22 protein-coding genes are annotated in these 22,516 nt (G+C 75.4%); 8 read left to right on the top strand and 14 right to left on the bottom strand.

From position 1 onward, the window contains the following. Nucleotides 1–3 precede the first annotated feature (3 nt). From ACQPX6_RS26395 to ACQPX6_RS26375, 5 genes are all read right to left on the bottom strand, one after another. A complete protein-coding gene (locus ACQPX6_RS26395) occupies nt 4–300 on the bottom strand; it encodes an HPr family phosphocarrier protein (protein WP_433783659.1) in 297 nt (98 codons plus the stop codon). Between the two features lie 9 nt (nt 301–309). Next, the gene (locus tag ACQPX6_RS26390; RefSeq protein WP_433783658.1) at nt 310–1,518 is read right to left on the bottom strand and encodes an RtcB family protein; all 1,209 of its coding nucleotides are present in this window, start codon (nt 1,516–1,518) and stop codon (nt 310–312) included. A gap of 92 nt (nt 1,519–1,610) precedes the next feature. After that, nucleotides 1,611–2,426, bottom strand: coding sequence for an IclR family transcriptional regulator (locus ACQPX6_RS26385; RefSeq protein ID WP_433783657.1), 816 nt, complete (start codon nt 2,424–2,426; stop codon nt 1,611–1,613). A gap of 23 nt (nt 2,427–2,449) precedes the next feature. Beyond that, nucleotides 2,450–3,688, bottom strand: coding sequence for an MFS transporter (locus ACQPX6_RS26380; RefSeq protein ID WP_433783655.1), 1,239 nt, complete (start codon nt 3,686–3,688; stop codon nt 2,450–2,452). 40 nt (nt 3,689–3,728) lie between these two features. After that, complete coding sequence (locus ACQPX6_RS26375) at nt 3,729–5,327, bottom strand: bifunctional 3-(3-hydroxy-phenyl)propionate/3-hydroxycinnamic acid hydroxylase (protein WP_433783653.1); 1,599 nt, start codon at nt 5,325–5,327, stop codon at nt 3,729–3,731. Between the two features lie 93 nt (nt 5,328–5,420). Between ACQPX6_RS26375 and ACQPX6_RS26370 the strand changes: the two genes are divergently transcribed. From ACQPX6_RS26370 to ACQPX6_RS26360, 3 genes are read left to right on the top strand one after another with little or no spacing between them, the layout of a single operon-like run. Next, nucleotides 5,421–6,383, top strand: a complete 963-nt coding sequence (locus ACQPX6_RS26370; protein WP_433783652.1) for an amidohydrolase family protein — start codon at nt 5,421–5,423, stop codon at nt 6,381–6,383. Next, on the top strand, nt 6,380–7,237 hold the full coding sequence (locus ACQPX6_RS26365) for a dioxygenase (RefSeq protein WP_433783651.1): 858 nt from the start codon (nt 6,380–6,382) through the stop codon (nt 7,235–7,237). The genes ACQPX6_RS26370 and ACQPX6_RS26365 overlap by 4 nt, the downstream gene beginning before the upstream one ends. Further along, entirely contained in the window at nt 7,234–8,286 is a 1,053-nt protein-coding gene (locus ACQPX6_RS26360) for a maleylacetate reductase (protein ID WP_433783650.1), read from the top strand. The genes ACQPX6_RS26365 and ACQPX6_RS26360 overlap by 4 nt, the downstream gene beginning before the upstream one ends. Here ACQPX6_RS26360 and ACQPX6_RS26355 read toward each other — a convergent pair. Both ACQPX6_RS26355 and ACQPX6_RS26350 read right to left on the bottom strand, forming a co-directional pair. Next, nucleotides 8,258–8,920, bottom strand: a complete 663-nt coding sequence (locus ACQPX6_RS26355) for a maleylpyruvate isomerase family mycothiol-dependent enzyme (RefSeq protein ID WP_433783649.1) — start codon at nt 8,918–8,920, stop codon at nt 8,258–8,260. The genes ACQPX6_RS26360 and ACQPX6_RS26355 overlap by 29 nt on opposite strands. Beyond that, the gene (locus ACQPX6_RS26350; RefSeq protein ID WP_433783648.1) at nt 8,917–9,543 is read right to left on the bottom strand and encodes a TetR/AcrR family transcriptional regulator; all 627 of its coding nucleotides are present in this window, start codon (nt 9,541–9,543) and stop codon (nt 8,917–8,919) included. Before ACQPX6_RS26350 ends, ACQPX6_RS26355 begins: the two co-directional genes overlap by 4 nt. Nucleotides 9,544–9,617: 74 nt before the next feature. Here ACQPX6_RS26350 and ACQPX6_RS26345 point away from each other — a divergent pair, with 74 nt between their 5' ends. Then, a complete protein-coding gene (locus ACQPX6_RS26345) occupies nt 9,618–10,739 on the top strand; it encodes a cytochrome P450 (protein WP_433783646.1) in 1,122 nt (373 codons plus the stop codon). A 74-nt stretch (nt 10,740–10,813) separates the two neighbouring features. Further along, nucleotides 10,814–11,338: an NADPH-dependent FMN reductase gene (locus ACQPX6_RS26340; RefSeq protein ID WP_433783644.1), complete on the top strand. Its 525-nt coding sequence runs from the start codon at nt 10,814–10,816 to the stop codon at nt 11,336–11,338. 64 nt (nt 11,339–11,402) lie between these two features. On the opposite strand, the gene ACQPX6_RS26335 is transcribed toward ACQPX6_RS26340, so the two are convergent. Then, entirely contained in the window at nt 11,403–12,755 is a 1,353-nt protein-coding gene (locus ACQPX6_RS26335; RefSeq protein WP_433783643.1) for an FAD-dependent oxidoreductase, read from the bottom strand. Next, a complete protein-coding gene (locus tag ACQPX6_RS26330; protein ID WP_433783642.1) occupies nt 12,752–13,363 on the bottom strand; it encodes a PadR family transcriptional regulator in 612 nt (203 codons plus the stop codon). Before ACQPX6_RS26330 ends, ACQPX6_RS26335 begins: the two co-directional genes overlap by 4 nt. 77 nt (nt 13,364–13,440) lie before the next feature. On the opposite strand from ACQPX6_RS26330, the gene guaA reads away from it, so the two are divergent. After that, nucleotides 13,441–15,003 (top strand): glutamine-hydrolyzing GMP synthase, encoded by a 1,563-nt coding sequence (gene guaA / locus ACQPX6_RS26325; RefSeq protein WP_433783641.1) that lies wholly within the window; start codon nt 13,441–13,443, stop codon nt 15,001–15,003. A 31-nt stretch (nt 15,004–15,034) separates the two neighbouring features. Continuing rightward, complete coding sequence (locus ACQPX6_RS26320; protein ID WP_433783640.1) at nt 15,035–16,132, top strand: aminotransferase class I/II-fold pyridoxal phosphate-dependent enzyme; 1,098 nt, start codon at nt 15,035–15,037, stop codon at nt 16,130–16,132. Nucleotides 16,133–16,189: 57 nt separating this feature from the next. On the opposite strand, the gene ACQPX6_RS26315 is transcribed toward ACQPX6_RS26320, so the two are convergent. The 5 genes from ACQPX6_RS26315 to ACQPX6_RS26295 form a co-directional block, all read right to left on the bottom strand. Then, nucleotides 16,190–17,512 (bottom strand): MFS transporter, encoded by a 1,323-nt coding sequence (locus ACQPX6_RS26315; protein WP_433783638.1) that lies wholly within the window; start codon nt 17,510–17,512, stop codon nt 16,190–16,192. After that, nucleotides 17,509–19,182, bottom strand: a complete 1,674-nt coding sequence (locus tag ACQPX6_RS26310) for an amidohydrolase (RefSeq protein ID WP_433783636.1) — start codon at nt 19,180–19,182, stop codon at nt 17,509–17,511. The genes ACQPX6_RS26315 and ACQPX6_RS26310 overlap by 4 nt, the downstream gene beginning before the upstream one ends. A 13-nt stretch (nt 19,183–19,195) precedes the next feature. Continuing rightward, complete coding sequence (locus tag ACQPX6_RS26305; RefSeq protein WP_433783635.1) at nt 19,196–20,884, bottom strand: urease subunit alpha; 1,689 nt, start codon at nt 20,882–20,884, stop codon at nt 19,196–19,198. Further along, on the bottom strand, nt 20,881–21,471 hold the full coding sequence (gene ureA / locus ACQPX6_RS26300; protein WP_433783634.1) for an urease subunit gamma: 591 nt from the start codon (nt 21,469–21,471) through the stop codon (nt 20,881–20,883). Before ureA ends, ACQPX6_RS26305 begins: the two co-directional genes overlap by 4 nt. Nucleotides 21,472–21,604: 133 nt before the next feature. Continuing rightward, nucleotides 21,605–22,051, bottom strand: coding sequence for a MarR family winged helix-turn-helix transcriptional regulator (locus ACQPX6_RS26295; RefSeq protein WP_433783633.1), 447 nt, complete (start codon nt 22,049–22,051; stop codon nt 21,605–21,607). 72 nt (nt 22,052–22,123) lie between these two features. On the opposite strand from ACQPX6_RS26295, the gene ACQPX6_RS26290 reads away from it, so the two are divergent. Beyond that, on the top strand, nt 22,124–22,495 hold the full coding sequence (locus ACQPX6_RS26290) for a cupin domain-containing protein (protein ID WP_433783631.1): 372 nt from the start codon (nt 22,124–22,126) through the stop codon (nt 22,493–22,495). The last annotated feature ends 21 nt before the right edge of the window (nt 22,496–22,516 follow it).

Genomic DNA, 22,516 nt, shown 5'->3' with positions numbered 1-22,516 from the left:
GGGTCAGGCCTCGAGGCCGGGCTCGTCGTCGGCCTCGAGGTCCCTCGCCAGAAGCGCGGCGAGGGCCTCGAGGCTGGCCTCGGCGCCGGGCTGGGTGTCGTCGACGGTCAGCGTGACCTCCTGACCGCCGTCGACGCCCAGCTCGACCACCGCGAGCGTGCTGCGGGCCTCGGCCGACCGGCCGTCGGCCACGACGACGTGGACGCGGGCGGGCTGGCCCCGCGCGGCGGTGGCGAACCGGCCGGCGGCCTCCTCCCCGAGCCCGCGCGGGGTGGCGACGACGACCTGGCGGCGGAGCACCGCGCCAACCTACGTGCCCTTGACGTTCACGATCTGCCGCAGTGTGTGCCGGATCTCGACGAGGTCGGCCGCGTCGGCCATGACCACGTCGACGTCCTTGTAGGCCGCGGGGATCTCGTCCAGGAACGCGTCGGTGTCCCGGAACTCGATGCCGACCATGGCCTCCCGCAGCTGCTCGTGGGTGAAGGTCTTGCGGGCCTTCGTCCGCGAGTACGCCCGGCCCGCCCCGTGGGGCGAGCTGTGCAGCGAGGTGGGCTCGCCCTTGCCCGCCACCACGTACGACGCCGTGCCCATCGACCCCGGGATGAGGCCGGCCCGGCCCGTCGCCGCGTCGATGGCGCCCTTGCGCGAGACCCAGACCTGCTCGCCGAAGTGCTCCTCGGACTCGGTGTAATTGTGGTGGCAGGAGATGCGCTCCTGCTCCACGACGTCCGTGCCGACGAACTCCGCGGTCTGCCGGACCAGCCGGTCCATCATCTCCTCGCGGTTGAGCAGCGCGTAGTGCTGGGCCCACCGCAGCTCGCGGATGTAGGTCCAGAACTCCTCGGTGTCCTCCGTGAGGTAGGCGAGGTCGGCGTCGGGCAGGTCCTGGCCGGCGCATGCCTCCCGGGCGACGGCGATGTGCCGCTGGGCGATCTTGTTGCCGACGCCCCGGGACCCGGAGTGCAGGAACAGCCACACCCGGCCGGCCTCGTCGACGGTGACCTCGATGAAGTGGTTGCCGCTGCCCAGCGTGCCGAGCTGCGCCTCCCACCCCTTCTTGTCCCGCGTCGGGTCGAACCCGGCCTCGTCGGCGAGCTCCGCCAGCTCCTCGACGCGCGGCTCCGCGGTGGCCACGACCTTGCGGTTGTGGTGCCCGGCGCCGAGCGGGATCGCCCGCTCGATCGCCTCCCGCAGCGGCGCGAGCGACCCCTTGCGCTGTGTCCCGCCTCCGGCGTGGCAGCTCCGCTCCGCCGCGTGCCACAGGCCCTCGACGTCGAACTGGGTCCGGACCGCGGCCATGCCGCAGCCGATGTCCACGCCCACGGCGGCGGGCATGATCGCGCGCAGCGTCGGGATGACCGACCCCACCGTGGCGCCCCGGCCCAGGTGGGCGTCGGGCATCAGCGCGATGTGCGGGTGGATGAACGGCATCGTCGCCGCCCGCTCGGCCTGCTCACGCGTGCCCGGGTCCAGGATCGACGCCCAGTTGACCAAGCGCTGACCGATCTTCTCCATGTGCGTCTCCCTTCCCCGGCTCGGTGCCGACGGACGATCGGGACGCTAGCCGGGCGGGCGTCGTCGAGCCTCCGGTTTCCGGGGGGAGCGGGTCAGGCCGCGCCCAGCTCGGCCGACATGGCCGCCGTCGTCTCCAGCAGGGCCGCGGCGACGTCGCGCAGGACCTCGTCCCCGGCCGCGCGCTCGGGCAGGGCGAGGGCGACCACGAGGGGCAGCGAGTCGCCGGTGGTGAACACCGGCGCGGCGACCGAGGCGATGCCCGGGATGACGCCGCCCGAGGTCAGGGCGTAGCCCAGCCGATGCACCTCCTCGGTGATGCGGTCGACCTCGCGGCCGAGGTCGTCGTCGCGGCTGCCGGCGGCGGCCTCCTGCGCCCGCAGGACGGGCTCGGTCAGCGCGCGGGGGAGGTGGGCGAGGTACACCCGGCCCACCGACGACCCGAGCATCGGCATCGTCGCGCCGACCCGCACCGTGATCGGCAGGGCGTAGGCGCCGTAGTCCCAGCGGACGATGACCGGGCCGTGGTCGCCCCACACGGCGAGGTTGACCGCGTGGCCGGTGCGGTCGCGCAGGCCGGGGATGTACTGCGAGACCAGCCCGACCTCGTCCATGCGCCGGAGCGACTCGGCGCCGAGGCGCCGCAGCGCCGGGCCCATGTCGTAGAGCCCGGAGCTGGGCGACTGCGCCACCATGCCCGCGCGCCCGAGGCTCACCAGGTAGCGGTGCGCCTTGCTCGCGCCCATGTCGCTGGCCTGCGCGATCTGGGTGAGGCTCATCGGCCCGCCGCCGCGCTCGAGGGCGGTCAGCACGGTCATCGCGATCTCGACCGACTGGATGCCCTGGCGAGCGGCGGCGGCCGTCGTGCCCTGCGGGGCGGGATCGTCGTCCTGCGCGCCGGCGGGGGCCACGCCGACGACCCTAGTCGCGGGTCCTACGCGGTGACCCGGTCGGTGGCGGACACGGCGCTGCGCGTCCGGATCGCGGGGACCGCGAGGGCCAGCAGCGCCCCGACGACGCCGGGAACGGCAAACAGGTAGAAGTTCCACGCCACCCCGAGTCCGGAGGACAGGATGGCCGCGCCCATCAGCGGGCCGGCGATCGCGCCGAGGCGCCCGATCGACAGCGCCCAGCCGATCGCGCGGCCGCGCAGCTCGGGCGGGTGGTGGCCGACGACGTAGGCGTTGGTCAGCACCTGCGAACCGATCAGGCCGAGGCCGCCGACGAACATCAGCAGGAACAGCACGCCCAGCGCGGGGCGGGCGCTCATCACCAGCAGGCTCGCGGCCCCGGCGAGGAACGCCACGGCGACGACGGGCTTGATGCCGATCCGGTCGGCGATGCGGCCGCCGACGACCATGCCGACGCCGGCGCCGACCCAGAGCGCCGCGGTCTGCAGCAGTGACGACCCCAGCGAGTACCCGGCGGTCTGCATGATCGTCGGGAGCCAGGTGCTGATGCCGAACACGAGCAGCAGGCCGCAGAACGACATCGCCCAGAACAGGAGCGTCGCGGCGCGCACCCCGGGGGCGAGCAGCGGGCGCAGGCCCAGGAGATCCCCGCGCGCCGCGGCGCCACCGGACTCCTCGTGCACCGGGCTCTCGGGCAGCATCCGCAGCGCGAGCGGGAGCAGGAGGAAGGCCGGGGCCGCGCCGATGACGTAGATCCAGCGCCAGCTCCCGCCGGTGAGCAGCGCGGCGCCGAGCAGCGGGGCGAGCAGGGCGCCGGCGGCGTACCCGGACATCATGATGCCGACGTTGCGGGCCCGGCGCTCCGGCGCGGACAGGTCGGCGACGTAGGCCGTCACGGTCGGGAGCACGATGCCCAGCCCGACACCGACGCCGAGCCGGGCGGCCCCGAACAGCGCGAAGTTCGGCGCGATGGCGCAGACGAGCATGCCCAGTGAGAACAGGCCGGCGCCGCCGAGCAGCAGCCGCCGGCTGCCCGCCCGCCGGATCGTCGCCGCGCAGATCGCGGCGCCGAGCAGCATCCCGATCGCGACCAGCGACCCGACGGTGCCGGCGGCCGCCTTGTCGGCATCGAGGGCGGGGTCGGTGAGCAGGGACGGGACCGTGACGCCGTAGCAGGCGAGGTCGTACCCCTCGAGGGCGGCGAAGCCCGCCGACAGGACCAGGACGAGGCGCTCGGTGGCGCGTGCGGGTGGGGCGGTCATCGGGGCTCCTGCCGTCGGTGGCGCGGGTGGGGCGGACTGGTCAGTGCTGGAGGGCCGGGCTCGGTGCGCCGAGGGCGGCGGCGAGCTCGCGGGCGAGGACGTCGGTGGTGCCCGCGTCGGGCGCGGTGCCGAAGACGTAGAAGTCGGGCCGGACCGCGACCGCGACGGCGCCGAGCGACGCGAGCCAGGCGAGGTGGGTGCCGTCGACGTCGGCGACGGTCCCCGGGACGCGGCGCCCAGCGGAGCCGGACCCGTCCACGGCCGCGCCGGAGGGGTGGAGGGCGACGACGCGCACGCCCGCCGCGGCGAGGGCGGCGGCCGTGTCCCCGTCGAGCGTCACGTGGCGGGCGTCGAGCAGCAGGTGGGCGCCGTGCCCGACGACCTGGTCGAGGCGGTCGCGGCGGGTGCCGTCGTCGACCACTCCCTGCACCGCGAGCTCGCCGCGCCCGGGACCCGAGGCCGTGGCCAGCAGGCCGTCGACCAGCCCGGGGAAGCGGATGGTGTCGGGGCCCTGGTGCGCCGCGCGGCGCTCCCGCAGCACGCGGTCGCGCTCGGCCGCGCGGGCCGCGTCGCGCACCGTCTGCTGGCGACCCAGCTCGATGCCCTTCTCGATCACCGCGCGGACGTGGGGCTCGCGCTCGCGCTGGTAGGTGTCGAGGACGTCAACGGCCAGCCGGCCGCGCAGGACGGGGTCGAGCTTGAACGCGATGTTCTGCGCGTCGCGGATGCCCGAGCACATGCCCTGCCCGAGGAAGGGCGGCATCTGGTGCGCGGCGTCGCCCGCGAGCAGCACCCGGCCGACGCGCCAGCGGTCGGTGACCAGCGAGCGGAACGTGTAGGTGGCGACCCTGATGAGCTCGGCGTCGTCGGGGGAGAGCCAGCGGGTGGTCCGCGCCCACACCCGCTCGGGGTCGCGCTCGACGGCGAAGTCCTCCTCCGAGTCGAGCATGTAGCTGAAGCGGTGGTGCGCCGGGCCGAGCGAGATGATCGACGTGGGGCCGGCGGGGTCGCCCACCTGGCGGGCGGTGGGCACGGTGCGCGCGCCCGTGGCGTCGCGGAAGCGGAAGTCGCAGACCATCCACGGCTCGGAGAACCCGTAGTCGGCCATCGCCAGCCCGAGGGCGCCGCGGACGAAGCTGTTGCCGCCGTCGCACGCGACGACCCAGCGGGCGCGCACGACGTCCGGGCGAGCGCCGCCGACACGGAGCTCGACGTGGTCGCCGCGGTCGGTCACGCCCGTGACGGGGCTGTCGAAGCGGACCTCGACCCCGGCCTCGCGCACACGCCGGTCGAGCGCGTCCTCCAGCTCGGGCTGGTACATCATGTACCACTCCGCCCAGCCGCTGCGGCCCGTCGCGGCGAAATCGTGCTCGAGCAGCAGCTCGCCGGCGGCGCTCACCCACTCGTAGTTCCGCTGTACGTGCAGCTTCGGCAGCAGCTCCTCCGCCACGCCGAGACGCGCCAGCGTCCGCATCGTCTCGTCGTCGAAGATCGCCGCCCGGGGCAGGTTGTAGAGCCCGGCGTAGCGCTCCAGCACGACGACGCGGTGCCCGGTGGCGCCCAGCAGCGCGGCCGTCGCCATCCCGACCGGGCCGTAGCCCACGACGGCCACGTCCACGGCGTCTCCCGCCTCGATCATGCGTGCTCCTCTGTGAGGTTTGACATCGCCGAACGCTAGGTTTCATCATGAGTGAAGTCAATGCACGATGGTGAAACAGGAGCGAGGGCCGAGATGCGGACGATCGGGCTGGAAGAGCACTTCGTCACCGAGGAGCTCGCCGGGTACGGCGCGGGGACGGCGACCATCGCGGAGCCGCACGTGTGGGCGGAGATGTCGCGTCGGCTGCTCGACCTCACCGGCGCGCGGCTCGAGCGGATGGACGCCGCCGGGCTCGACGTGCAGGTCCTCTCGCTGAACTCGCCGGGCCTGCAGGCCGAGCCGGACGCCGCGCTCGCGGTGTCGCGCGCGGCGGCCGTCAACGACCTGCTGGCCGGGACGATCCAGGCCCACCCGACGCGGTTCGCCGGGTTCGCCGCGCTGCCGCTGCAGGACCCGCAGGCCGCGGCCAAGGAGCTCGAGCGCTCGGTGACGCAGCTCGGGCTGCGCGGGGCCCTGGTCAACGCCCACACACAGGGTCGCTACCTCGACGACCCCGCGCTGCGCGTGGTCTGGGAGTACGCCGCGGGCCTCGACGTCCCGCTCTACCTGCACCCGGCCAACGGCGTCGACGCCGCGCACGTGCTCTCCGGGCACCCCGAGCTCATCGGGCCCATGTGGAGCTGGGGAACCGACACCGCCGCGCACGTCCTGCGGCTGGTCTTCGGCGGGGTCTTCGACGACTTCCCCGAGGCGAAGCTGCTGCTCGGGCACATGGGCGAGGCGCTGCCGTTCGTGCTCTGGCGCCTGGACTCCCGCTGGGACTTCCACGCCCACCACGGCATCGAGCTCGCCCGCGGGAACCCCTCGGAGTACCTGCGCCACAACCTCTACATCACGACCAGCGGCGTCTGCTCCGCCGCGCCGCTGCTGTGCTCGCTGCTCGCGCTGGGGTCCGACCACATCCTCTTCGGCACCGACTACCCCTTCGAGGAGATGGACGTCGCCACCGAGTTCCTGCGCACCGCGCCCATCAGCGAGGCCGACCGCGCGAAGATCGCGCACGGCAACGCCGAGCGCCTGCTGCGCCTGTCGTGAGCGCGCCGCCCAGCACGCTCACCGACGACGTCGTCGCGAGCTTCGCCGCGACCCCCGACGAGCGCCTGCGCACGATCCTTGGGCGCGTCGTCGTGCACCTGCACGAGCTGGTCCGCGAGGTCCGGCCCACGACGGCGGAGTGGGAGGCCGCGATCGGCTTCCTCACCGCCGTCGGTGCGACGTGCGACGACACCCGCCAGGAGTTCATCCTGCTCTCGGACGTCCTGGGCGTGTCCTCGCTGGTCGAGACGCTGAACGGGGCGCCGGAGGGCACCGAGGGCACGGTCCTCGGCCCGTTCCACATGACCGCGTCCCCGCCGCGCGAGCTCGGCGACAGCATCGACGACCTCGGTGGCGGGCGCCGCGCGCTGGTGACGGGGCGGGTCGTCGACCCCGCGGGCCGCCCGGTGCCGGGCGCGGTCCTCGACGTCTGGCAGTGCACCGAGGACGGCCACTACGACGTCGAGGAGCCCGGGGTGCAGCCCGCCGGCAACGGCCGCGGGCTCTTCCGCGCCGACGACGAGGGCCGCTTCCGGTTCCGGACGGTCGTGCCCGCCCACTACCCGATCCCCACCGACGGGCCGGTCGGCGCGCTGCTCGGGGCCACGGGGCGCCACCCGTTCCGGCCGGCGCACGTGCACTTCCTGGTCTCGGCGCCGGGGTTCGCGACCCTGACCACGCACCTGTTCGTCGCCGGCAGCCCGTACCTCGACCAGGACGCGGTGTTCGCGGTGAAGGGCAGCCTCGTCGTGGACTTCGTCGAGGTGGACGCGCCGACCGAGGGTCTGGACCGTCCGCACCGGCACGCGGACGTCGAGCTCGTCCTCGTCCCGGCCGTACCGTCGGCGCGGTGACCTCCTTCGTCCACGACGCGCTGCCGATGCGCGTGGTCTTCGGCCCCGGCCGCCTCGCCGAGCTGGGCGACGAGGTGGCGCGCCTCGGGCTCGGCCGGGTGCTGGTGCTCGGCACCCCGCCGCAGGAGGCGGCGCTGCGGGCGATCGCCGACGGTCTCGGCGGGCGCGCCGCGGGCGTCTTCGCCGGGGCGCGGCAGCACGTGCCCGTCGAGGTGGCCGGCGCGGCCGCCGACCGGGCCCGCGAGCTGGGCGCCGACGGCTGCGTCGTCGTCGGCGGCGGGTCGTCGGTCGGTCTGGGCAAGGCGGTCGCGCTGCGCCACGGGCTGCCGGTGGTCGCCGTGCCGACGACCTACGCGGGCTCGGAGATGACGCCGATCTGGGGGCTGACCGAGGACGGGGTCAAGCGCACCGGGCGCGCCCGGGCGGTGCTGCCGCGCACCGTCGTCTACGACCCGGAGCTGACCCGCACGCTGCCGGTCGGCCTCTCGGTGACGAGCGGGCTCAACGCCGTGGCCCACGCCGTCGAGGCCCTGTGGGCGCCGGACGGCACCCCGATCACGGCGCTGATGGCCGAGGAGGGCGCGCGTGCGCTGCTGTCCGCGCTCCCGGGGGTCGTGGCGTGGCCCGACGACCTCGACGCGCGCTCGGGGGCGCTGCAGGGCGCGTGGCTCTGCGGCGCCGTGCTCGGGGCCACGACGATGTCGCTGCACCACAAGCTCTGCCACGTCCTGGGCGGCTCGTTCGACCTGCCGCACGCCGAGACCCACGCCGTCGTGCTCCCGCACGTCGTCGCCCACAACGCCCCCGCCGCGCCCGCCGCCGTCGCCGCACTGGGCCGCGCGCTGGGCGTGGCCGCCGACCCCGACACCGTCACGGAGGCGCTCAGGACCCGGGCCCGTGAGCTCGGCGCCCCGACCTCCCTGGCCCCTCTGGGCATGCCGCGCGACGGGCTGCCCGTGGTCGTCGAGCAGGTGCTCGCCGCGCCCTACGCGAACCCGGCGCCCGTGACGCGGGAGAGCCTCAGCGCCCTGCTGGAGGCGGCGTACTGATCCGCTCGCGCAGCGTCGCCACGCCCGGCCCGTCGAGGTCGTCGAGGTGCGTCGCGCGCCCGGCCATCGCCATCACGAGCGCCAGGGTGGGCCCGGTGACGAGCGGCCCGTCGCCGGTCGCGAACGGCCCGTCGGTGGCCTCGAGGCGCAGCCCGCGGGACAGCGTCTTGCCCGCGACGGTGAAGTCGCGGCTCGCGAAGAACGCCGCGACGGGCGTGGTGGTCGCGACGGGCGGGGTGTGCGCGATCCCGAGCGGGCGGCGGACGTCCTCGCCGTGCACGACGACCTCGCCCAGCCACGCCGCCGTGTGCCCGGTGGGCGCGACGGTGCTGGTGGCGACGGCGCGGAAGCGCGCGAGGGTCTCGGCGGGCGTGGCGCCGCGGTGCTCGGCGAGGCGGCGGGCGTTGTGCACGGCCGGGTCGAAGCGGGCGCCGAGCATGCTGGCGATCCAGCGCCACCGCCCGATGCTCGCGGCGGCGGTGAGGTGGGCGACGACCTCCTCGACGGTCCAGTCCCCGCACAGCGAGGGCGTCGCCCACTGCGCGGCGGTGAGGTCCGCGAGGTCGTCGGCGAGCCGCGCGCGCTCGGTGTGGGTGGCGGTCCAGAGGGTGGCGGCGTCGGTCGGCGCGGTCACGGGGGTCCCTTCGTCGGCGGGGCGTCGGGGGTGTGACGGTCGGGAGGGCGCGGACTCATCGCCAGATCCAGGTGACCGTCGAGGGTGGCGAGCGCGTGGTCGGGGTCGACGTGCTCGCCGAGCACGTGGATCGCCAGGCCCTCCACCAGCGACAGCAGGCCGGTGGACGCCCGCTCCGGGTCGAGCGCCCCGGGCGCGCCGGCAGCCCGGATCTCCGCGGCGATCGCGGCGCGCATGCCGGCGGTGTCGTCGCGCAGGCGCGCCGCCACGGCCGGGCGCGTCGCCGCGTAGGCGTGGAACGCGACGGCGACCCGGCCCTCGAGCTCCCGGTCGCCGTCGAGGGGCAGCAGCTGCACGAGCAGCGCCCGCACCCGCGCGCGCGGGTCGTCGCCGGGCGGCTCGGCCGCGAGCCGGGCCTGCACGCGCGCCCGGACGACGTCGAGCGCGAAGACCATCATCTCGTCCTTGGTGCGGAACCAGTGCTGCACCATCCCGGCGGTCACCCCGGCCTCCGCGGCGACGTGGCGCAGGCTCACGTCCATCAGGCCGCGGGCCGCGGCCACCCGCAGCAGCGCGTCGGCGAGCAGCGTCCGGCGCTCGTGGGGGTCGACCAGCTTCGGCACGGGCGCCAGCTTGTCACATTGCGGTCGTACCGCCATGCTGGTGGCGTTGCACCTGCAATGTGAAGGAGGACGCCATGGAGCAGGACGCGGTGACCCGGGTCGCCCGGGTCGCCCGGGTCGCCCGGGCCGACGGTCGTGCGGCCTGGCGCGTCACGTCCTACGAGCTGGTGGCGGCCGGGCTGGCCGATCCACGCCTCGGGCTCGTCCCGCCCGGGGTCCCGGTCGACGAGCGGGCGTCGTTGTTCCAGGACGGCGCCGCGCACGCGCGCCTGCGCCGCCTCGTGGCGCGGGCGTTCACCCCGCGGCGGATCGCGGAGCTCGCGCCGCAGGTCACCGCGCTCGCGGAGGCCCACGTCGCGACGCTCGTGGCGGCCGAGGGGGCCGTCGACCTCGTCGACGTGCTGTCGACGCCGCTGGCCGTCAGGACCCTGGGGCTGCTGCTCGGCGTCGACCTCGCCGAGCACGCGCGGTTCCGGGGCCTGGTCGAGGACGCCCTGCGCGCGGACCCGAGGGATCCCGCGCAGCAGGTCGAGGCCGCGCGGGCGTGGGGCGCGCTGTCCGCGTTCACCATCGAGCTGATCGCGGCCGCCGGTGAGGCGCCGGGCGAGGACCTGCTCGCCGCGCTGGTCGCGGTGCGCGACACCGACGACGGGCGCCTGGCCGACGGCGAGCTGGTCGCGCTGGTCGGCGCGCTGCTCGCGGCGGGCGTGATCACGGTGCGGGGCGGGCTCGCGGTGGCCGTGATCCGGCTGCTGGACCAGGACGCGCTGGCCGGGCTCGCCGACCGGCCGGCCGCGGCGGTCGAGGCGATGGTCGACGAGCTCGTGCGGCGGCTGGGCGTCGAGGTCTTCCCGCGCTGGGCGCAGGAGGATCTGGAGCTCGGGGGCGTCGCGATCGCGGCGGGCGACGAGGTGCTCCTGCGGATCGAGGCGGCGAACCACGACCCGGCGCGCTTCGCCGACCCCGAGCGCCTGTGCCCCGGCCGGCCGAGTCCGCACCTGGGCTTCGGGCGCGGCCCGCACCACTGCCTCGGCGCGGCGCTGGCGCGCCTCGAGCTGACCGCCGCGCTGACGGCGCTCTCGCGGCGGGCGCCGGGGCTGCGCCTGGCCGTGCCGGTCGAGGACGTGCCGTGGCACCGGGGCGAGGTGGACGCGGGGCCGCTGGCGCTGCCGGTGATTTGCGCTCCGCGCTCGTGAGCCCTATCGGCGTGCTCCCCTACTCCTTGCTCCGGCACGGACAAGCACGCACACCCACCGCCTACCGTGGCCGGGTGAGCGCCGTCCTGTTGATCTCGGGGAGCACGCGCGCGGGCTCGTCGAACACCGCGCTGCTGCGGACCGCGGCGGCGCTCGAGCCGGAGCGCACCACGTGGGGGCCGGACCTGAAGACCCTGCCCGCCTTCGACCCCGACGACGATCGCGATCCCCTCCCGCCGGCCGTCGCGGCCCTGCGGGCGGGGCTCGCCGCGAGCCACGCGGTGCTGTTCTGCACGCCGGAGTACGCGGGCGCGCTGCCCGGCGCGTTCAAGAACCTGCTCGACTGGACGGTCGGCGGCGCGGAGATGCCGGGCCGGCCGGTCGGCTGGATCAACGCGGCGTCGGTGGCCGCGCCGACCGGCGGCACCGGCGCGCACACCGAGCTCGCGACGGTGCTGGGCTACGTCGGGGCGCGGGTGGTCGACGGCGCCTGCCGCCGCGTCCCGCTGACCCGCGACCTCGTCGGCGCCGACGGCCTCGTCGCGGACCCGGGTGTCCGGGCCGAGCTGCGGGCGGCACTGGACGCGCTGCTGCTGTGAGTCCTATCGGCGTGCTCCCCTGATCCCGTGCCCCGGCACGGACAAGCGCGCACCAGAGCGGAGCTCAAACGAGCTCCGAGTCCCGCACCTTCTGGAACCCCCGGGCCATGCGGCGCTTGGCCGGCGGGATGCGGTCGACCAGGCGCATGCCCGTGCGCTGCGCGAGCACCGAGAGCGGCCCGATCACCGGGCGGCGGGCGGTGCCGTTGTCGTTCATGAACTCCAGCGACTCGCGCACCGCGAGCGAGGAGTAGCGGCGCATGAGGCCCTCGTACTCGCCGATGGCCGCGAGCAGCGACAGCTCGCCGTCGCGAACCCGCACGAGGCGGTCGCGCAGCTCGCGGGCATCGCGCAGCGCGGTGTTGGCGCCCGCCCCGCGGCCCGGGGTCATGGTGTGGATCGCGTCGCCGACCATCGTCACGGTGCTCGGGGTCCACGCCGGGACGGGGTCGGCGGTGCGGATGCTCAGCGCCACCGCGGCGCCGGGGTCGGAGGTGGCGATCAGCTCCAGCCAGCGCGGGTCCCAGCCGGCGGAGAGCTCGCCGGCGAGGGCGACGAGGTCGGCGTCGGTGCGCTCGAGCAGGTCGGCGGGCGCGACGGTGCGCGACGTCGTGAAGCCCCAGGAGACGTAGTCGGTGGTGTTGTCGAAGCGCAGCCCCGGCCAGCGGTCCACCAGCTCGCGCTCGTTCACGCCCACCCCGGTGGAGGTGCCCCACGGCATCCGCATGACGTGCGTGATCCCGAACTGGCCGCGGCGGTCGAAGTACATCCCGAAGCCGTTCTGCACCGGCTCGGGCAGCAGCGCCTCGCTGCGCTCGGTGAGCAGCGTCTTGCCGCCGATCGCGACGAGCCCGGTCTCGGTGTGCGTCGCGTGCGGCAGGTACTGGCGCCGCACCCGCGAGCCCGCGCCGTCGGCGCCGACGAGCAGGTCGCCGGTGTCGGACGAGCCCCTATCGGCGTGCTCAGAGCCATTCTCGAAGAACGCGGTGACCCGGCCGTCGGGGTGCTGCTCGTAGTGCGTGAACCGGCGGTCGAACGCGATGACGTCCTCCATGCCGGTGAACAACACTTGGCGCAGGGTCATGCGGCTGACGTTGTGCTCGCGGTCCTCGGGGCCACCGCTGGTGTGCGGCAGGTCGTCGAACGACATCGTGAGCAGCGTCCGGTACCGCTCGGTGAGCATGGCGAGCGTGTCGTAGGGGCCGGCGGTGGTGGCCACGAACGTCGCGAACAGCTCGGGGTCGAGGCACGCCTTGAGGGCGCGCGCGCCGTTGGGGGAGATGCCGACGCGGTAGCCGTGCAGCCCGGTGGTGCGGGTGCGGTCGCGCTCGTGGACCGCGACCTCGATGCCCGCGCGGCGCAGTCCGTGGGCGAGGCACATCCCGCCCGTGCCGGCCCCGATGATGATCACCCTCATGGTGTGTCCTCCCCGCCGGCCATCCGGCGTGCCTGGTCGAGCAGTTCCGCGTGGTCCCACGTCAGCGCGCCGGAGCCCAGGTCGTCGACGAGCGCGGCGATCCACGCGACGTCGGTCTCGAGGTGGGCGATCGCGTACTCGGCCTCGACGAGCACGATCCGCGGCAGGGACCCGCGGACGCGCTCGAGCTCCCGGCGCAGGCGGTCGAGCTCGCCGCGGCGGTCGGACAGGCGCAGCGCGAGCGCGTCGGCGGCGACGTCCGGGCCGAGCAGCGGCAGGTACGCGAGCGCGGCGGTGAACTCCGCGAACTCGTGGCGCGGGGCCGTGAGCATGTCGAGGGTCCAGGTGATCGCGAGCTCGCGGCCGGCGTCGGTGGCCGCGTAGACGGTGCGCTCCGGGCGCGTCGCCTCCCGCTCGGTGCCCTGCGCGACGAGCAGGCCGTCGCGCACGAGGCGGTCGATCGTCTTGTAGAGCTGCGAGCGCTGCCCGACGTTGACCACCTGGTCCTTGCCGCGCTCCCGGATGAGCTGCTGCATCCGGTACGGGTGCATGGGCTCCTCCGCGGCGAGGGCGAGGACGGCGAGGGCGAGGCCGGAGCGCTGAGTCATGGTGTCGAGGAGATTAGTGTCTTAGACACTAGAAGGCAAGGTCGTGGCGCCCGCCGTCCGCGGGGACAATGGGCGGCGTGACCGGCAGTGGTGAGAGACCCGTCCTCGTCGTCGACTACGGCGCGCAGTACGCGCAGCTCATCGCCCGGCGGGTGCGCGAGGCGCAGGTGTACTCGGAGGTCGTGCCGCACACGACGCCGGTGGACGACATGCTCGCCAAGGACCCGGCGGCGATCGTGCTCTCGGGCGGGCCGGCCAGCGTGTACGCCGAGGGGGCGCCGAGCATCGACCCGGCGCTGTTCGACGCGGGCGTGCCCGTGTTCGGCATCTGCTACGGCTTCCAGCTCATGGCCGGGGCGCTCGGCGGCACCGTCGCGCACACCGGCGACCGCGAGTACGGGCGCACCGAGCTGTCGGTGGCGGGCGACGCGGGACGGCTGCACGACGAGCTCCCCGACGCCCACCCCGTCTGGATGAGCCACGGCGACGGCGTCACGAAGGCGCCGGAGGGCTTCACGGTCACCGCGTCGTCGCCCGGGGCGCCGGTCGCGGCGTTCGAGGACGTCGCGCGGCGCTTCGCCGGCGTGCAGTACCACCCGGAGGTCGGGCACTCGCCCCACGGCCAGGAGGTGCTGCGCCGCTTCCTGCGCGACGTCGCCGGCCTGGACGCCGACTGGAACACGGCCAACATCATCGCCGAGACCGTCGACGCGGTCCGCGCGCAGGTCGGCCCCGAGGGACGCGCCGTCTGCGGGCTGTCCGGCGGCGTCGACTCCGCGGTGGCCGCCGCCCTCGTCCAGCGGGCGATCGGCGACAGGCTGACCTGCGTGTTCGTCGACCACGGCCTGCTGCGCGAGGGCGAGCGGGCGCAGGTGGAACGCGATTTCGTCGCCGCCACCGGGGTCGACCTCGTCACCGTCGACGCCGCCGAGACCTTCCTGCGCGAGCTCGACGGCGTCGTCGACCCGGAGGAGAAGCGCAAGATCATCGGACGCGAGTTCATCCGGGCGTTCGAGGGCGCGGCCCGCGAGGTGGCCGAGGGCAAGGGCGCGGACTTCCTCGTCCAGGGCACGCTCTACCCCGACGTCGTGGAGTCCGGGGGCGGCTCGGGTGCGGCGACGATCAAGTCGCACCACAACGTCGGCGGCCTGCCCGACGACCTGCAGTTCGCGCTGGTGGAGCCGCTGCGCGCGCTGTTCAAGGACGAGGTGCGCAAGGTCGGCGCCGAGCTGGGGCTGCCCGAGACGATCGTGCGGCGCCAGCCGTTCCCCGGGCCGGGGCTCGCGATCCGGATCATCGGCGCCGTCGACGCCGACCGGCTCGCGACGCTGCGCCGTGCCGACGCGATCGCCCGCGAGGAGCTGACGTCGGCGCAGCTGGACGAGGTGATCTGGCAGTGCCCGGTGGTGCTGCTCGCCGACGTCCGCTCGGTCGGCGTCCAGGGCGACGGCCGCACCTACGGCCACCCGGTGGTGCTGCGGCCGGTCTCCAGCGAGGATGCGATGACCGCCGACTGGACGCGCCTGCCCTACGACGTGCTCGAACGCATCTCGACGCGGATCACCAACGAGTGCGCCGAGGTCAACCGCGTGGTCCTGGACGTGACGAGCAAGCCGCCGGGGACGATCGAATGGGAGTGATCGCGTAGTGGCCGAGACGATCTTCAGTGAGATGTCCCGGCTCGCGAGCGAGTACGACGCGATCAACCTCGGGCAGGGGTTCCCCGACACCCCAGGGCCGCGCGAGGTGGTCGACGCCGCCGTCGCGGCCATGCACCGGGGCTGGAACCAGTACCCGCCGGCCGTCGGCATCCCGTCGCTGCGCGAGGCGATCGCCGACCACCAGCGCCGCTGGTACGGGCTCGACGTGGCGGCCGACGGCGGCGTCGTCGTGTGCTCGGGGGCGTCGGAGGCGCTGTCGTCGGCGATGACGGCGCTGCTGCGCCCCGGCGACGAGGTGATCGCGCTCGAGCCGTACTACGACCTCTACGCCGCCACCGCCGCGCTGCTCGGCGCGCGCCTGGTGCCCGTGCGGATCCACGCCCCGGACTACGCGCTCGACGCCGCGGCCCTGCGGGCGGCGGTCACCGACCGCACGCGCATGATCGTGCTCAACACCCCGCACAACCCGACGGGCGCGGTGCTCTCGACCGCCGAACTGCAGGAGATCGCGGACGTCGCGCTCGAGCACGACCTCGTGGTGCTCTCGGACGAGGTCTACGAGCACCTGGTCTTCGACGACGAGCGGCACGTCCCGATCGCGACGCTGCCCGGCATGTTCGAGCGCACGATCACCGTGGGCTCGGGCGGCAAGACGTTCTCGGTCACCGGCTGGAAGATCGGCTGGGCGACGGGGCCCGCCGACCTCGTGGCGAAGGTGCTGGGCGTCAAGCAGTGGTTCTCGTTCGCCGCCGGTACCCCGCTGCAGCACGGCATCACCGCGGGCCTCACGCTGCCCGACAGCCGGCTCGCCGCGCTGGGCACTGACCTCGCGCGCAAGCGCGACCTGCTCACCGACGGCCTGCGCGAGCTGGGCCTCGAGGTGTTCCACTCCAAGGCGACGTACTTCGTCACCGCGGACGTGGCGCCGCTGGGCGTCACCGACTCGCTGGAGTTCTGCCGCGCGCTGCCCGAGCGCGTGGGCGTCGCGGCGGTGCCGAACCAGGTGTTCCACGCCTCGCCCGAGGGCGTCGAGACCCAGGTCCGCTTCGCGTGCTGCAAGCGCGACGAGATCCTCGCCGACGCCCTCCTGCGGCTGCGCAAGCTCTGACCCCCAGTGTCAGCGGAGCGGCTCCGCTGACGTTGAGTGTCCGTATCTCCGCTCCGATCACCCGCGCGCCGGGGCCACGCCCTCCACGGTCATCTCCGCCTCGGACACGTAGAACCGCGGCGCGAGCAGCCCGCTGACGGTGGTGATCAGGGCGATGCCGATCAGCAGCAGCCCTGGCGCCCACGAGCCCCCGCCGGCGGCGGCGAGCACCCCGGTGGCGACGAGCGGCACGAAGCCGGACACGATCCCGGCGAGGTTGGCCGCGAGCGCGATGCCGCTGTAGCGCAGGCGCGCCGGGAAGAGCCGCGCCAGCAGGTCCCCGGAGACCGCGTAGGGGATCGAGAGCATGGCGACCGCGAGCGTCACGCCGGCCACGACCGCGACGGCGTTGCGGGTGTCGAGGAGCCAGAACATCGGCAGCGCGACGACGGCCGAGGCGATCCCGCCGACGACCGTCACGCGCGCCGCCCCGAAGCGCTCCGCGAGCCGGCCCCCGAGCACGAGCACCCCGATCTCCACCACGGCGGCGACGAGGGTCGCGCCCAGCACGAGCGGGCGGGGCAGGTCGAGGTCGCCGGTGGCGTAGCTGATGACGAACGTCGTCGCCAGGTAGAAGCCGCCGACACCGAGCAGCGCGGACCCGGCGCCGACCAGCAGCGCCGGCCACGCCCGCACGATGACCTCGCGCACCGGCGCCGACGCGCGCGCGTCCTCGGCGAGCAGGCGGTCGAACAGCGGCGACTCCTCGACGCGCTTGCGCAGCCACAGAGCCACCGCGAGCAGCGGGAACGCGGCGAGGAACGGGAGGCGCCAGCCCCAGGTGTCGAAGTCGTCGGGCGGCAGCAGCGCGACCAGCAGGAACGCGCCGGACGACAGCAGCGTACCCACCGGTGACCCGATCTGCGGCATCGCCGCGTACCGGCCCCGCTTGTCGGGCGGGGCGTGCTCGACGGCGAGCGTGATCGCGCCGCCCCACTCCCCGCCCACTGCGACGCCCTGCAGCAGCCGCAGCAGGGTCAGCAGCACCGGCGCCGCGACGCCGATGTCGGCGAACCCGGGCAGCACGCCGATGACGCCGGTGACCGCGCCGATCATCACCACGGTGATCAGCAGGCACGCCCGCCGCCCGATCCGGTCGCCGAGGTGGCCGAAGATGATCCCGCCCAGCGGGCGCGCCACGAAGCCCACGGCGAAGGAGGCGAACGCCGCCGCGGTGGCGACGACCGCGTCGCCGGTGGCGAAGAACAGCCGGTTGAACACCAGCGACGCGGCGGTGCCGTAGAGGAAGAAGTCGTACCACTCGAGCGCGGTGCCGACGAAGGCGCCGACGGCGACCCGGCGGGCGTCGGCGGCGGTGGGGGTCCGGACGGGTTCGGTCATCGAACAGCTCCCTCGGCGGGCAGGCCCAGGACGTCCGCGCCGTGGGTGGCGCGCCCGCCCCGGAGGGTGGCGACGACCTCGATGTCGCCGATGCGGTCGGGGTCGACGCGGGTGACGTCGTCGCCGAGGACGACGAGGTCGGCCGCGAAGCCGGGGGCGAGGCGCCCACGGACGTCCTCGTCGCCGGCGATCCAGGCGGCGTCGACGGTGTAGGCGCGCAGCGCGGTCGCCGCGTCCACCGCCTCGTCGGGGCCCAGCGTCCGGCCCGCGGCCGTGCGCCGCTGGACCATCGACTGCATCCCGCGCAGGGGGCGCCCGTCGGCGACGCAGGGCCGGTCCGAGCTGGCCGGCACGCGCAGGCCGGCGCGCAGGAACGACGCGTGGCGGTAGAGCAGGTCGGCACGGTCGTCGCCGACGGCGGCGGCCATCGAGTCGCCGATCTCGTACAGGAAGCGGGCCTGGGGCATGGGCGTGACGCCGAGGGCGGCGAGCCGGCCGAGGGCGGCATCGTCGACGACGCCGGCGTGCTCGAGGCGGTGGCGCGGCAGGTGCGCCCGCGGCCAGGGTCGGGTGGCCGCGTCGGCGAAGGCGTCGAGCGCGGCGTCGACGGCGCGGTCCCCGATGGCGTGCGCGGCCACCGTCCACCCGCCCGCGACGGCGTCGACGAGCGCGGCGTGCAGGACCTCGGGGTCGTCACCGAGGTAGCCCGCGTGGTCGCGGTCGGCGTAGGGCTGGTGCATCGCGGCGGTGCGCGAGCTCAGGGCCCCGTCGAAGAAGATCTTCATGGGCCCGATGCGCAGGTCGAGGTCGCCGAGACCCGGGAGCAGGCCCAGGTCGAGACCGCGGCCCGGGCCGCCGGGGACGTCGCGCAGCACGGAGGTCTCGGGCATGAGGTCGACGCGCACCGCGAGGTCGCCGCGCTCGCGGGCGAGCTGGTAGGCGGCGAGCTCGCGCGGGGAGCGCCCGATCCAGCCGCCCGCGATGCCGGCCTCGGTGACGTGGGTCAGGCCCACGCGCGCGAACACGGCGGTGGCGCCGGCGATCGCGTCCGCCAGGTCCTCCACCGTGTAGGGGCGCAGGAGGTCGCCGGCCAGCGCCTGCGCGGCCTCGAGCAGGACGCCGGTGGGGTCGCCGGCGTCGTCGCGGACGATCACGCCGCCGGCGGGGACCGTCGCCGTCCCGTCGAGGACCCCCGCTCGCCGCAGGACCTCGGAGGACACCGCGCACACGTGCGCGGAGCGGTGCTTGAGCCAGACCGGCCGCCCGCCCCCGGCGCGGTCGAGCGCGCGCCGGTCCGGCGACCCGCCGAGGGCGACGTCGTCGTAGCCGCTGCCGACCACGAAGGCGTCGCCCGGGAGGCCTGCCGCGCGCTCGGCGACCGCGTCGTAGACGGCGTCGAGGTCGCGGAGCCCGCCGAGCGGGATCTCCGCCAGCGACTGCCCGAACCACGCGGCGTGCTGGTGGGCGTCGTCGAACCCGGGGGCCACAGTCGCACCGCCGACGCCGACGACCCGGCGGGCGCGCACGCCGGCCGGGAGCGCGTCGTCGTCCAGCACGGCGAGGACGCGGCCCTGGTGCACGGCCACCGCCCGCCCGCGGGGGTGCGCGTCGTCGAGGGTGACGACGTCGGCGTCGCGCAGCAGCAGGTCGATCTCCAGCTCATCGGTCACGGGGCTCCACTCCTCACCCCAGGTGGTGCAGGCGGGTCAGGGGCAGCGTGACGGCGCGGTGCAGGGGCACCTCGCGACCGTCGATCCGGACCGGGGCCGGCTCGCCGGGGATCTCGACGTGCGGGGTCGCGGTGTTGTGGAGCATGTCCGCGGCGCCGAGGCCGCGGCTGTCCGCGACCGCGGTGTAGCGCGGTCCCGCCGGCAGGGCGGCGCGGGACGCCGGGTCGTCGAGGCACGCGGCGGCGACGAACTGGTGGGACAGCCGGGCCGGTGCGCCGCCGCGCGCGCCGTGGAACCCGCGCAGTCGGCGGGGCTGGCCGAGCCGTGTCGAGCCGGATCCCGAGCCGGCGGCGCCCCAGGCGACGAACCCCGACTTGATCACCAGTTCCGGGACCGCCCCGAACCAGGCGGGCGACCACAGGACGATGTCGGCGACCCGGCCGGCCCGCAGCGAGCCGACGTGCCCGGCGAGCCCGTGCGCGACGGCCGGGTTGTGGGTGAGCTTGGCCAGGTAGCGCAGCACCCGCGCGTTGTTGGCGACGTCCGGGCCGGTCTCGCCGGCGAGGTGGGCCTGGACGTGGGCGAGCTGCCAGGTGCGGCGCACGGTCTCGCCGATGCGGCCCATGCCGAGCGCGTCGGAGTTGACGATCGAGATGGCGCCCTCGTCGTGCAGCCGGTTCTCCGCGGCGATCGCGTGCTCGCGGATGCGGCTCGCGGCGATGCTGCGGTCGCTGGGGAGGTCGGGGTGCGCGCGGTGCACGGTCATCGTCATCGGGCCGAGCTCGCGGACCGTCGCCGGGGTGAGCGGGAGGGTCGGCGTGGTGGAGGACGTCAGCACGGCGTCGGTGCCGACCACGCGCAGCAGGTCGGGATGCCCGCCGCCGCCCTCGACGTGGTAGCAGTGGACGGTCCGCCCGCCGATCGCGTCGAGGGTGTCGTCCAGGAAGCCGGACTCGTTGAGGGTGTCGGTGTGCAGGGCGACGGGGAGGTCGGCCGCCTCGGCGACGCCGAGGCAGGTGTCGACGGCGTCCGGCCCGGCGCCCCAGTCCTCGTGGACCTTGAACCCGCCGGCGCCGGCGAGCACCGCGCGCTCCAGCAGCTCCGCCGAGCGGGACGACCCGCGCGCGAGGAACGCGGCGTTGACCGGCGCGCCGGTCCAGGAGGCCATGAGGGTGTGCAGGTTGGGCGCGGGGTTGGCGCCGACGTCCCACACCCCGCCGATGCCCATCCCGACGATCGTCGTCACCCCGGCCGAGAGGGCGGCGGGAGCGAGGTCGGCGTTGGAGAGGTGGACGTGGGAGTCGACGACACCCGGCGTCGCGATGAGCCCCTCGCCGGGCACCATCGCGGTGTGGGCGTCGACGACGAGCTCGACGCCGTCCTGGACGTCGGGGTTGCCCGCGCGCCCGACCCCGACGATGCGGCCGTCGGCGACGCCGATCGAGGTCTTGCGGACGCCGAGGACGGGGTCGAGGAGCAGGACGCCCAGCACGACGAGGTCGAGGGCGCTGTCGCGGGGCGCGCGGTCGGCGACGAGCGCGCCCTGGCGGGCGGTCTTGCCGCAGCCGTCGAGCATCTCCTCGCCGGGCTCGGTGTCGTCGGCGTCGACCTCCACCCACAGGTCGGTGTCGCCGAGGCGGACCCGGTCGCCGGTGGTCGGGCCGTAGAGGCGGGCGTAGGCGGCGCGGTCGAGGCTGGTCACCGGGACGCACCCCCGAGGCGGACGGCGGTCGCGGCGCGCGTCGCCCCGACCTCCACGCGCAGGGCGGTGCCCGCGGCGATGTCGAGGCGCAGGTGCGCGGGGTCGGTGCCGTCGTCGACCTCGACGCGCAGCCGGCGGTTCAGCCGGTCGAGGGGGACGTGCGAGGTGACCCAGACGGCCTGGTCGCCGTCGTTGTGCAGGACGACGCCGCGGCGGTCCCGGCCGGGGGCCAGGTCGATGGTGCCCGCGGCGGGGCGCACGGCACCGGGGCCGTCGGGCGGGGGCGGACCGAACGGCTGGTCGACGTGCACGAGGGTCGTGCCGTGCGGGAAGAGCGCTTCGACCTGCAGCGACGGGACGGCCGCGGCGACGCCCTCGACCAGCCGGTCGGGCCCGACGATCTCGCGCGCCCGGCGCACCACGTCGTCGAGGTCGTGACCGTCCCAGGCGAGCTCGCAGACCTCGTCGCACACCAGCGCGATCGCCTCCGTGGCCCCGAGCCGGGCGCCGCGGGCGAGGCGGCGGCGGGCGAGCTCGGCCGCGCCGTGCAGCAGCACCCTCTCCTGCTCCCGCGGGGTGAGGTGCACCTCGGGCCTCCCGGCACGTCGGGCGTCGGTGGTGGGGCCAGCGTGCCGGTCGAGCGGGGCGGGCGGAAGGGTTGCGTGCCTCGTGCCAGCGTGGGGGCCACGCTGGCGTTCAACGCGAGGAAAGCCCCCACGATCACCACGCCGGCCGCAGCGGCCCCGGGGTCACGACGCGGCGCAGCATCGCGTGCAGCGCGCCCAGCGACGCCCCGGGCAGCACGTCGCCCCAGCCGGCGACCACCTCGGCCGCGGCCTCCTCCGCCGCGCGCGTGCACGCCTCGCCGGACGCGGTCAGCCGCAGCAGGCGGGCGCGGGCGTCGCGCGGGTCGGGCTCGCGGACCACGTAGCCGCGCTCCACCAGCCCCGCCACCAGCTGCGACGCCGCCTGCTTCGTCGTGCCCAGGTGCTCGGCGAGGTCGACGACGGTCGTGTCGCCGGAGGCGATGCGCGCGAACGCGAAGCCGTGCGTCGGTCGCACGTCGTCGTAGCCCCGGGCGGCCATGCCGGCCTGCACGCCGTCGACCACCTCGGTCGCCGCGCGCAGCACGAGCATCGCCAGGTCGGTGGCGGCGCGGTCGTCCACGGGGAGAGCTTGACACGGTGGTCAAGCAGGCTGACTAAATGGTCAAGAACATTGACCAGAAGGAGCCCTTCGATGCCCGTCCTCCGCCCCGCCGACGCCGTCCGCCACGAGGCCCACGGCGCCGCGTTCCACGCCCTCGTCGCCCCGTCGCGCGGCAGCACCGAGCTCTGCGCCTGGCGCCTCGAGGTCCCGCCCGGCCAGGTCGGCGCGCCCCACCGGCCCAGCCGCGAGGAGGTACTGCTGGTGCTCGAGGGCGACCTCGCCGTCACCCTCGACGGCGAGACCAGCACTGTCGCCAGCGGTGACGTCGTCCTCGTCCCCGCCGGCACCGAGCTCCGCGTCGACGGCGGCGCCGCGGCCGCGTCGGTCTGGGTCACCACCTCGCCGGGCCTCGAGGCGGAGCTGGCCGACGGCACGCGTCTCGCGCCGCCGTGGGCACGATAGTTCGACGATCGAGAGGTACCG

This window comes from Actinomycetospora sp. CA-101289, from assembly GCF_050955895.1.
In the GTDB taxonomy this organism is placed as follows: domain Bacteria; phylum Actinomycetota; class Actinomycetes; order Mycobacteriales; family Pseudonocardiaceae; genus Actinomycetospora.
Note: the sequence above shows the minus strand (reverse complement) of the source record. Positions and strands in the feature narration are given on the sequence as shown.